We start from the raw sequence: 10,503 nt of genomic DNA on the forward strand, positions 1-10,503 counted from the left end.
GGGTTTGCTCAGGTCGGCCCGGGGCCGCCCGCCATCCGTTCGCGGACGGCCTCCAGTGCCTCGAAGGCGTACGCCCAGTTGTGGCACTTGAAGCTGCGTAGGCCGTCGATCGCGGTGTGGCAGTCGGAGCACCGTACGCCGGCGATGGCATCGGGGACCTCGGTGTTGACGTATTTGCGGTCGCCCAGGATGACGGTCGCGATCATGGCCTTGTCGTGCAGGCCGGAGAGCGCCGACGAGACGATGTCGTACCAGGTGAGCCGCCGGCCGCACTTCGGGCAGTCCGGTTCGTCACCGCTGACCCAGAGCGGAGCGCCGATGCTGCGTGGCGGCATGCCGAGCAGCTTCTCCAACCGCCGGACGTCCGACTCGCCGGTGGTCCACCGGTGCCGGCCGGGCAGCGAGCTGGGCGAGTCGTACACGGCGCGGAACAGGTCGTTGTCGACCTGCACGGTTTCCCGCTGAGTGGTCATCGGCGTCCCTCCTCGTTGAGTGGGTGCCCCCACCGTGGTCTGCGATGACCATGGGTGCAGCCGGATCAACGACACGAGGGGTCGGCGGGTCGTCGCCGCGGGTGCTAGACATCGAGATCCGACCGCGCCGTCGAAGGGACCTCTCGTGACCGACCAGCCGGCAGCCGACGCCACCGCCCGACCCAACGTCGCCCGGATGTACGACTACTTCCTGGGTGGCAGCCACAATTTCGCCGCCGACCGGGCCGCCGCCGAACGGGTGCTGGAGATCTTTCCGGAGACCGGGGTCGCCGCCCAGACCAACCGGCACTTCCTGCGCCGAGCGGTCGAGTACGCCGCCGCGCAGGGCGTACGCCAGTTTCTGGACATCGGTGCCGGGCTGCCCACCCAGGGCACGGTGCACGAGGTGGTGCGGACGGTGGCGCCGGACGCGCGGGTGGTCTACGTCGACTACGACGAGGTGGCCGTCGCGTACGCCCGGCAGTTGTTGACGGACGTGCCCGGCACGGCCGTCGTCCAGGGTGACCTGCGCCGGCCCGACGACCTGCTGGCACACCCGGACGTGCGGGGCACGCTCGACCTGGACCAGCCGGTGGCGGTGCTGCTCCTCGCGGTGCTGCACTTCGTGTCGAACGACGACGACCCGTGGGCGGCGGTCGCCCGACTGCGCGACGCGAGCGTGCCGGGCAGCCATCTGGTGCTGTCGCACCTGACGTTGGACGGCATCGCACCGGAGCTGGCCGAGCGCGGGAAGGCCATCTACCGCAACAGCAGCGCGCCGCTGGTGCCGCGCACGCACGCCGAGACGTTGAGCTTCTTCGCCGGGTACGACCTGGTGGAGCCCGGCCTGGTGGAGACCACCCGGTGGCGGCCGGACGGCGAGTCGGAGGCCGTGGATTCGCACGGCTACGCGGGGGTCGGCGTCCGCCGCTGACCCGCTTTCGCCGCCGGCGGCCGGCTCCGGGTGGTACGACGGACGCAGCGCGTGCCACCGGAGGAGGAAGCGCCGATGGCGAGCAGGCCCGAGCGGGTGCTACGGGGGAGTGACGCACCGCTCAGCGCCTCCTTCCTGGAGCTGTTCTTCGACCTGGCGTTCGTCCTCGCCCTCAGCCAGCTGGCCCAGCACCTGTTGCACGACCTCACCCTGGGCGGGACGCTGCGGACCGCCCTGCTGCTGGCCGGTGTCTGGTGGATCTGGGTGACCACCACCTGGACCGCCGACTGGTACGACCCGGAGACCCCGGTCATCCGAGCGGTGCTGGTCGCCGCCACGCTGGGCAGTGTGCTGGCCGGGGTGGCGATCCCGCAGGCGCTGCACGGACGGGCCGGGCTGTTCGCGGGCGCGTACGTCGCGGTCCATCTGGTCCGGCGCCGGGCGCTGCGGATCCTCCTACCGCCGAGCCCGATCACCTGACTAAAGTCAGGTATATGGACTCCACGCTCATCGCCGCCGTGCGGCGGTTCAACCGGACGGTCACCCAACGGGTGGGTGCGCTCGACGACGAGTACATGGCCCAGGGTCGCCCCCTCGGGCAGGCCCGCCTGCTCTGGGAGATCGGTCCCGCCGGCGCCGAGGTCGCGGCACTACGGGCCCGGCTCGGCCTCGACTCGGGATACCTCAGCCGGCTCCTGCGCACTCTGGAGTCCGAAGGGTTGATCACCGTCGGGCAGGCCGACCAGGCCGGCGGCGACGGCCGGGTACGCACCGTGCAGCTCACCGACGCCGGCCGGACCGAATGGACCCAACTCGACGAGCGGTCCGACGAACTCGCCGCCTCGATCCTCGAACCGCTCACCGAAAACCGCCGCGAACGACTCGTCACCGCCATGGCCGAGGTCGAACGACTGCTCATCGGGTCGATGGTCGTCATCGAGCCGTGCCCACCCGGCGACCCGCGGGTCCGCGCATGCCTGCGGGCGTACGTCCGGGACATCGCACGCCGATTCGACGACGGGTTCGACCCGGCACTGAGCAAGCAGCTCCCCGACGAGGCACTCATCCCACCCGCCGGGGTCGTCCTCCTCGCGACCCTCAACACCGAACCGATCGGCTGCGGCGCCGTCAAACTCCACCGCGACGCACCCGCCGAGATCAAACGCGTCTGGGTGGCGGACACCGTACGCGGGCTCGGCGTCGGGCGGCGGCTGCTGAGCGAGCTGGAACGGTATGCGGCGGAGCGCGGCGCGACCGCCGTCCGGCTGGACACCAACCGCAACCTCACCGAGGCCATCGCCCTGTACCGCGCGACGGGTTACCGGGAGATCGAGGCGTACAACACCGAGTACTACGCCCACCACTGGTTCGAGAAGCAGCTGGGACGGTGATGGCCCCGACCGCCAGGTGATCTGGCGAGTCCGGAGGGACCGCGGACCGGTGACCGCCACACTGGAAGAAATCCTCGACGACGGCGGGCTCGGGTGACGCTCCGATTTCCCGAGGGGGCGCAGGTGAGCGGACCCTGTGCCGCGTTCTGGTTCGACACGCGGTCAGTTCGCTTCACCGCCCTCGGCATGCCACGCGAGCAACGGGTACCGATCGGCCACGTCATCAACGTCACGACACCCGACGTGAACGGTCAACCGTGCGCCGCGTACCGGTAGATCCGGGCTAATTCGCGGACCGGGTTGCGGTCACATCCGTTCAACCCGCCCACCGGCCGGGTCCACGCACGCCGACCACACCCTGACCGGCCGCGACCGCGCCAGGGCCACGATCAGGGGACTCGCTGCCGGTGACCCGGCGGGGTGAGGATGATTCGTCCTACCGTCGACACGTTCCAGCCTGGGAGTCCGAATCCCTGCCCGGGAGTTCGCGCGCCGTGCGGGCTGGAAAGCGTTGCTGGGCAACGACCCCGGATCGTCGTGGCGGAGGGCGACAGTGAGCGGTGACAAGCGGACCGATGTGATTCATAGGCGCCAGTTCGTCAAGCTGTCGGGGGTCGCCGGCGCCGGCGGACTGCTGGCGCTGGCCGGCGCGGACGGCGGTATGGCCGACGGTGGTCAGACCCCTCAGCCCTCCCCACCTGACCTGGGTGGGGCCAACTGCCCGCAACAGTCGGCCCTGTGCGGCTTCACCAACCAGACCGGCGGCAGGTACGACCTCTGGGACAGGGTGCAGGTCTGCCTGGGTACGAGGACCACACCGCCGACCAACTGTCTGACCACGACGTCCGACTACGTGGTGCTCAACGGCAGACCACCGAACACGCACAACTTCCTGCTGGTACCGACCTGCCGGATCAATGGCATCGAATGCCCGTTCATCGCGACCAACGCCGCGCCGAACTACTGGCTGGACGCATGGATCAACGCCCAGCCCGGTCAACCCTCACACGTCGTGTACCCGAACATTGGCCTCGGGATCAATTCGGCCACCACCCGTGACCAGGACCAGCTGCACATCCATCTGGCCGGCATCCACAGTGGTATCCAGACCCAGCTCAACGCCTATGACAACTCGATCACCAACAACCCGGCGAACTGGCGAAGCCAGATCGTCCCGATCTGGGGCCTGACGAGTACCGGGATGCCGGCCCCCCGCTCGTACCGGGTGCTCCACGTCTCGAACCTGAACACCAACCTGTTCACGCTGCTGCGCGACAGCGTGGTGCTACCGACCGGGGCGAACATGGCCGACCAGGCGATGGCAGTCACCCCTCGCCTGGTCGGCAACGGCGGGTTCTATGTCCTGAACAGCGAACCCGCCCTCCAGACCCCACCCGGCCAGCCGGGCGGCACCGGAACCGTGGACTTCCTGCTCGCCTACAACTGACTCTCGGCAGCCGGTCAACCCTTGACCGCGCCAGCGGTGAGCCCTTCGGTGAGGAAACGCTGCCCGAGGGCGTACATGATGACCACGGGGATGCTGACGAGCAGTGACGCCGCGGCGAGCTGGCCTTGCGGTACGACGTCCCCGGCGATCATCGACTGCATCCCCACCGGGAGCGTCTTGTACTCGTCCTTCGTGATGAACACGAAGGCGAAGAGGAACTCGTTCCAGGCATTGGTCAGGGTGAAGAGCGCGACCGCCAGCAGCCCCGGCTTGGCCAGCGGCAGCACCACCCGGCCGAACGCCTGGAGGCGGGTGCAGCCGTCGACGAGGGCGGCCTCCTCCAGCTCGACGGGGATCGACGAGAAGTAGCCCACCAGCAGCCAGGTGGCGAACGGCAGCGTGAAGGTCGGGTACGTCACCACCAGCGACCACAACGAGTCGGTGAGCCGCGCGCCGATGAGCATCTGGTACAGCGGGATGAACAGCAGTGCGCCCGGCATCACGTAGGTGAGCAGCACCGTGACGGTGAAGCCCTGCGCCCCCCGGAATCGCAGCCGGGCCAACGCGTAGCCGGCCAGGGCGGCGCAGACCAGTGCCACCGCGGTGGACGCCGCGGACACCAGCAGGGTGTTGAGATACCAGCGGCCGAACGGTTGGTTGGCGAACAGGGCGCTGAACTGCTCCAGGGTCCACGGCGTCGGCCACAGGTCGTCGGTTCGCATGACGACCTGACCCTCCGACTTGAACGCCGTGACGCCGATCCAGTACAGCGGGCCCAGCACGAAGAAGAGCAGCCCGGCCAGCGCGACCCACGACCCCAGGCCCGACACCACGGACGACGACCGGCGACCGCCGCGGGACGACAGCGCGGAGACCACCCGGCCGACCGCCGTCGCGATCAGCAGGATCACCCCGAGGACGACCGCCGCCTTCCAGAAGATCTGCGGCGACGCCCAGGCCAGCAGGCCGGTGACCACTGCGGTGACGATCCACGGCAGCGCCTTGCGCGCCGTACCGGCCCACCGCCGCGCTCCGGTCCAGCGTGCCGCCCGCCGTCGCCGGGGCAGTTTGCTGGCGCCGTCCTGGCGCAACAACCGGACCAGGACGAACACCAGCCCGCCGATGACCGGCAGCATGACGAGCGTGACCGCCGCGCCGGCACCGTACTGCAACTGCAGGATCGCCTTCGAGTACGCGACGAGCACGTAGGGCGCGGTCACGTCTCCCGGGCCGCCCTGCGTCAACAGCCAGACCAGGTCGAAGTTGTTGAACGTCCAGATCGACGACAGGGTCACCGTCACGGTGATCACGTGACGTAGTCCGGGCAGCGTCACGTTGGCGAACCGCTGCCAGGACGAGGCACCGTCGATGGTCGCCGCCTCGTAGAGGTCCGCCGGGATGGCCTTCAACCCCGCGAGGAAACACACGGTGAAGAACGGCACCCCCTTCCAGACGTTCACGAGGATCACCGACGGCATGGCCAGCGACGGGTCGGACAGCCAGCCGGCGGGCCAGCTGTCCACCAGGTGTGCGCTGGCCAGCAGCGGCCCGATCCCGGTGGCGGTGAGCAGGGTGTTGACGCTGCCGAAGATCGGGTCGAGCAACGCGCGCCAGCTGAACGCCGTCACCACCGTCGGCACCACCCACGGCACCAGGAGCAGCCCGGCCAGCACCGCCCGCCCGCGGCGTCGGTGATGCAGCAGCAGGGCCGCGGACAACCCCAGAACAACCTTGAAAACCTCGGCGTACGCGGTGAAGACGAACGAGTTCACCACGCCGGTGTGGAACTGGTCGTCGCCGACGAGGGCGAGGTAGTTGTCCAGCCCGACGAAGACGGTGTCCTGCCCGTGTCGTTCCGTGCTGCTGGTGACGATCGACCGGGCGATCGGCACGAGCACGAGACCGCCGACCAGGACGGCCATCGGCGCCAGGAACAGCGCCGCCAGCCGCCAGTCACGACCCAGCCGTCGCTGGGTCGCGGTGAGGGAGCCAGGCCCCGACGGCAGGGATTTCCTCACCGTCGGGACCCGCGCGGGACGGACCGACCTCACTGCCGCAGCCCCTGCTGGTTGAAGATCTGCACCATCTTCGTGTGGGCGGCCTTCACGGCCTGCGCCGGCGCCGTGCCCTGGACGACCTGCTGCATCATGTCGGTCAGGACGTAGGCCGAACCCACTGCCTGCTGGCCCGCGCTGGCCTTCTGCGGGAAGGTCAGGCCGTTCTTCGTGTTCAGCGGCAGCGACAGTTCGGTGATCTTACGGAGCATGGGGAACGCCGGGTCGCCGCTGGTGAAGAACGGGTCGGCGTCCCAGACCTTCTGCCACGCGGGCATCACCAGGCCGGGAGCCTCCTTCGCCACCCCGAGCAGCGCGGGCGCGCTGACCAGGTACTGCGCCAGGAGCTTGGCGAGCGCCGGGTTCTTGGCGCCCTTGAAGACGACGAAACCCTGCGACTGGCCGAGCAGCAGCGGATTGTTGGTCGCCGGCCCGATGCAGTCGGAGAAGACGTGGGTGTTCGCGTGCACCGGGTTCTTCTTGGTCCTGGAGTCCGCGTAGACGCTGAACTGGTTGCGGGTGTAGCCGAGGATTCCGGCGAGCCAGTTCTCGTTGTTGCTGGTGTCGGTCCAGCTGGCGATCCCCGGCGGCAGCATCGGCTTGTACTTGGAGTTGGTGTAGATGTCGCCCAGGAAGGTCACCGCCTGCACGGTCTCCGGGGAGTCGAACGTGACCTTCCGGCCGTCGTTGGAGGCGATCGACCCGCCGTACGCGTTGATCAGTGCCTCGATCATGCCGTTGCCGTCACCGGACCGGTTGACCGTCATGCCCCAGCCGAACCGGCGTTTGGTCGGATCGGAGATCTCCAGACAGAGGTCCCGCAGCTCTTCCCAGCTGTAGATGTCCTTGGGCGTGATGCCCTTGTCCTGCATCCAGTCCTTGCGCAGGAACGACCCGATCCCGATGAAGTGGTACGGGATCGCGAACCACCTGCCGTCGAAGACGCAGAAGTTCTTGGCCTCGGCGCAGGGTTCGCCGTACTTGGCGGTCAGCGCCTGGACGACGTCCGTCACGTCCTCCAGGTCGCCCAGCGCCTGGAACTGCGCGACGAACCGGGAGTCGGTCATGAACGCCAGGTCACGCGCCACTCCGCCCTTGACCTCGGCGTCGATCTTGGCGACCACGTCACCGGCGTCGGCCTGGACCAGGCTGTTCTCGATCTTCGTTCCGGTGGTGTCGGCGAACTTCTTGATCGAGCTGTCGAGGGCCTCGTTCGCCGCCGTCGAGTACAACTTCTGCGACAGCATCCCCATCGAGGAGCCTTTCATCGCCGCTGCCGCGTCGATCAGCTCCTGCGGAACCTCCGCCTGCACCCGGGTGGGCGATTCGGAGGTGCCCCCACACGCGGCCAGACCGGCCGCGCCGAGCACTCCCACCCCCATTCCCAGAAAGCCGCGCCGAGACCACGCCGGTTCGTCCTTCATGGACATTCGTCTCCCTCATCTCCCCGCGCGCGGCCGCACGCCGAAGGCGTACCGGCAATCACCGCGATGCTTGTCGTCCAGTTGTGTCGCTGTGGCGGCGACCACGGACCGTCGCCCGTAGAGGTCAGTTCGTTCGTGGGTTGCCACGGTGGTGAGCGGGCCCGCCCGTCACACACGCTTCGTCTGAACCGCCCGAGAGATTCCGGGTTCCGCTCGCCGGGTGGCGCGACGAGGTCGAGGTGATCGGCGACCGGGCCGAGGCAGTGGCGCTGGCGTTCCAGTTCGGGCGGATCGCGGGACCACCACCGTTCGAGATTTCGAACTGAGTTCGAGATACCGTATCGAGTGGTCGCGACGCTAGAGCAACGCCATGAGAGATGTCAATGTTTCGGCGCTGTTTCGAACCGAAAACGGGAGGTCGGCTATCGAGCCTGGGCCCGGTAACCCATGCGCGCGGACAGCTCGGCGGCGCCCTCGCGAACCAGCCCGGTCCACTCCACCTGCGACTGGGGCGTCCAGCGGATGATCGGCGCGGACAGGCTCATCCCAGCGATGATGGCGCCGGAATGGTCCCGGATCGCCGCAGCGACGCAGCGCATGGCGCTGTCAGACTCGCCGATGTCGACCGCGACGCCCTCCGCCCGGACACGGTCGAGTTGGTCGCGCAGACGGTCCGGGTCAGTGATGCTGTCCGGCGTCATGCCCGGCAGGGGGTCCTTCAGCAGAACGGCGTCCAGATCCGCCGCACCGAGGCCCGACAGCAGTATCTTGCCGACCGCCGTGCAGTGCGCCGGCAGCCGCAGTCCGACCCCGGAGACCATCCGCACGGGGTGCGTGCTGTCGAACTTGACGAGGTAGATGACATCGGCGCCGTCGAGCACGGCCACGTGCACCGCCTCGTCGCACGCGGCGGCCATGTCCCGCGCGACGCTCTGCGCCTCGCGTACCAGGTCAAGCCGGCCGGCGAACGCCGCACCGAGCTGGAACAACGGCATGCCGAGCCGGTACTGCACCGGCTGACCCGGCACCGAGATCAGGTACGAGCGAGCCTCAAGCGTGACGAGCAGTTCGTGGACGGTGGTGCGGGGCAGGTCGAGCCGCTCCATCACCTGGCGGGCCGACAGTTGCGGGCAGTCCAGGAACAGTTCGAGCACGTCGAGTGCGCGGATGACCGCCGGTACCACACGGGGCATGTCGATAGTCCCTTCGCAGTGCCGGACCCGTGGCAACGATCTCCACTTGGGCCAGCACCTGAAGAGGATAGCCACGTCAGCCACCAGCGCCAGGTTCCGGCGATCCGGCCGCCGGTCAAGACCTGGACGGTGCCCGCCGCAGCACGTGTCGGCGTACTCGCTGTGGTGGGCCGCCAGGGACTCGAACCCTGAACCTATGGATTAAAAGTGCGCAGAATGAGACAAAACCACTTCGGGGCATCGGAGTTTTCCGCCGCCCGGATCCCGGCCGTGTTGTCCGGCTGCGTCTGGGCTGGTCCGCGCCACGTCTATGGGGAGTGACGCCACGATGAGTGACCGGCGGAGGCGCGAATCCGGCCATCGCGATGTGAGTCCGTCCGGTACCGGAGCATCCGAGCACCCGTGGAGCACCCCCGGTCCCGGGTGCTGCCCGCTTGCCGGCCACTTCTCCTTGCCTTCGGGCCGTGGAGGGCTATGACGACCGCCCAGCAAGGAGGTCCGAGCCGGTCGCGCCCATCCATGCGCTCGGGGCTGAACTCGGCACCGATGACCGGCGGCAGCGGGAGGTCTCGTCCCTGGCGTCGACTTCTACCCTCTGCCCGCGCTCTCACTTCCGATAACGCAGGCATTATTTCTGGGCTATAGTGGGTGGGTGGGCGAGTGGGAGGTCGGCCTTACCGAGGGCGTCGAGGACTGGCTGCTTGACCTGGCGAAGTCTGACCCCGACTCCGCTGACCAGGTGGCTGCGGCCATTGATCTGCTCGCCGCCGAGGGTCCGGCGCTCGGTCGACCCTTGGTTGATCGAGTCAAGGGCTCGAACTACAAGAACATGAAGGAGTTGCGGCCAGGCTCGGCAGGGGGAACCGAGATCCGTATCCTGTTCGCCTTCGATCCTCAGCGGGAAGCCATCCTGCTGGTGGCGGGTGACAAGAGCGGCAACTGGAAGGTCTGGTACGAAACCAGCATTCTCGAAGCCGACAGGAAGTTCGCCGATCATCTGCGAGAGCTGAAGGGACAGCACTGATGGCGCAAAGCTGGCGGGATGTCCGCTCCCGCATGAACCTCGACGAGGCCAAGGTTGAGCAGCACAAGGAGCGCATGCATGGCGAGGTACGCGCGACGCGGCTGCGTGAGATGCGCGAGAAGCGCGGCCTGACTCAGCAGCAGGTTGCCGACCGCATGAACGTTTCACAGCCGCGCGTCGTCGCCATCGAGAGTGGCGAACTCCCGAAGACTGAGGTCGGCACGGTTGCCCGGTACATCGCTGCCCTCGGCGGCAAGGCCGAGTTTGTTGCCGAGTTCGATGGCGAACGGGTGACCCTGAGTTGATGTCTTGGGCATGAGGGCACCTCTGGCGTTGGGCTCATGTTTATCGTTCACATCGCGAAGCCTCGGCTGATGCCGGGGCTTCGCCGTTTGAACGGGAACCTGACTGCGGCATCGGTCTCGCCCACCCAGGGCGTTCGCAAGGTAGAGATATGTCCGTTCTAGGTGATTCCTGGTAGTTGTAGGGATCGGCGCGGGTTTCGGCTGTTCTTTCGTAGGGCTGGCGCGATGGATGCGACGCCGGCCAGGCGGAGCAGGCTG

The 10,503-nt window shown here is 68.2% G+C and carries 10 protein-coding genes; 6 read left to right on the forward strand and 4 right to left on the reverse strand.

The window, feature by feature from the left end:
• Positions 1-8: 8 nt before the first annotated feature.
• Positions 9-473 carry a hypothetical protein gene (locus AB0H52_RS10015; protein ID WP_151491648.1) on the reverse strand — a complete coding sequence of 155 codons (465 nt, stop codon included), beginning with the start codon at positions 471-473 and terminating at the stop codon, positions 9-11.
• A gap of 145 nt (positions 474-618) precedes the next feature.
• On the opposite strand from AB0H52_RS10015, the gene AB0H52_RS10020 reads away from it, so the two are divergent.
• The 4 genes from AB0H52_RS10020 (at position 619) to AB0H52_RS10035 (ending at position 4,245) form a co-directional block, all read left to right on the forward strand.
• Positions 619-1,407 (forward strand): SAM-dependent methyltransferase, encoded by a 789-nt coding sequence (locus tag AB0H52_RS10020; protein WP_151491649.1) that lies wholly within the window; start codon positions 619-621, stop codon positions 1,405-1,407.
• 75 nt (positions 1,408-1,482) lie between these two features.
• A complete protein-coding gene (locus tag AB0H52_RS10025; RefSeq protein WP_151491650.1) occupies positions 1,483-1,887 on the forward strand; it encodes a low temperature requirement protein A in 405 nt (134 codons plus the stop codon).
• A gap of 14 nt (positions 1,888-1,901) precedes the next feature.
• Positions 1,902-2,798, forward strand: coding sequence for a helix-turn-helix domain-containing GNAT family N-acetyltransferase (locus AB0H52_RS10030; RefSeq protein ID WP_151491651.1), 897 nt, complete (start codon positions 1,902-1,904; stop codon positions 2,796-2,798).
• A gap of 553 nt (positions 2,799-3,351) precedes the next feature.
• Complete coding sequence (locus AB0H52_RS10035) at positions 3,352-4,245, forward strand: CDP-diacylglycerol diphosphatase (protein WP_151491652.1); 894 nt, start codon at positions 3,352-3,354, stop codon at positions 4,243-4,245.
• 14 nt (positions 4,246-4,259) lie between these two features.
• Here the strand turns inward: AB0H52_RS10035 and AB0H52_RS10040 are convergent, their stop codons facing one another.
• From AB0H52_RS10040 to AB0H52_RS10050, 3 genes are all read right to left on the reverse strand, one after another.
• Positions 4,260-6,263, reverse strand: coding sequence for an ABC transporter permease subunit (locus AB0H52_RS10040; RefSeq protein ID WP_192580393.1), 2,004 nt, complete (start codon positions 6,261-6,263; stop codon positions 4,260-4,262).
• 29 nt (positions 6,264-6,292) lie between these two features.
• A complete protein-coding gene (locus tag AB0H52_RS10045) occupies positions 6,293-7,723 on the reverse strand; it encodes an extracellular solute-binding protein (RefSeq protein ID WP_151491654.1) in 1,431 nt (476 codons plus the stop codon).
• 422 nt (positions 7,724-8,145) lie between these two features.
• Positions 8,146-8,916: an IclR family transcriptional regulator gene (locus AB0H52_RS10050; RefSeq protein ID WP_151491655.1), complete on the reverse strand. Its 771-nt coding sequence runs from the start codon at positions 8,914-8,916 to the stop codon at positions 8,146-8,148.
• Positions 8,917-9,568: 652 nt separating this feature from the next.
• Between AB0H52_RS10050 and AB0H52_RS10055 the strand changes: the two genes are divergently transcribed.
• Positions 9,569-9,940 carry a type II toxin-antitoxin system RelE/ParE family toxin gene (locus tag AB0H52_RS10055; RefSeq protein ID WP_151491656.1) on the forward strand — a complete coding sequence of 124 codons (372 nt, stop codon included), beginning with the start codon at positions 9,569-9,571 and terminating at the stop codon, positions 9,938-9,940.
• Positions 9,940-10,245, forward strand: coding sequence for a helix-turn-helix domain-containing protein (locus AB0H52_RS10060; protein WP_151491657.1), 306 nt, complete (start codon positions 9,940-9,942; stop codon positions 10,243-10,245). Before AB0H52_RS10055 ends, AB0H52_RS10060 begins: the two co-directional genes overlap by 1 nt.
• Positions 10,246-10,503: the final 258 nt, after the last annotated feature.

The sequence above is a fragment of the Micromonospora sp. NPDC050695 genome (genome assembly GCF_040654415.1).
Lineage (GTDB): Bacteria > Actinomycetota > Actinomycetes > Mycobacteriales > Micromonosporaceae > Micromonospora.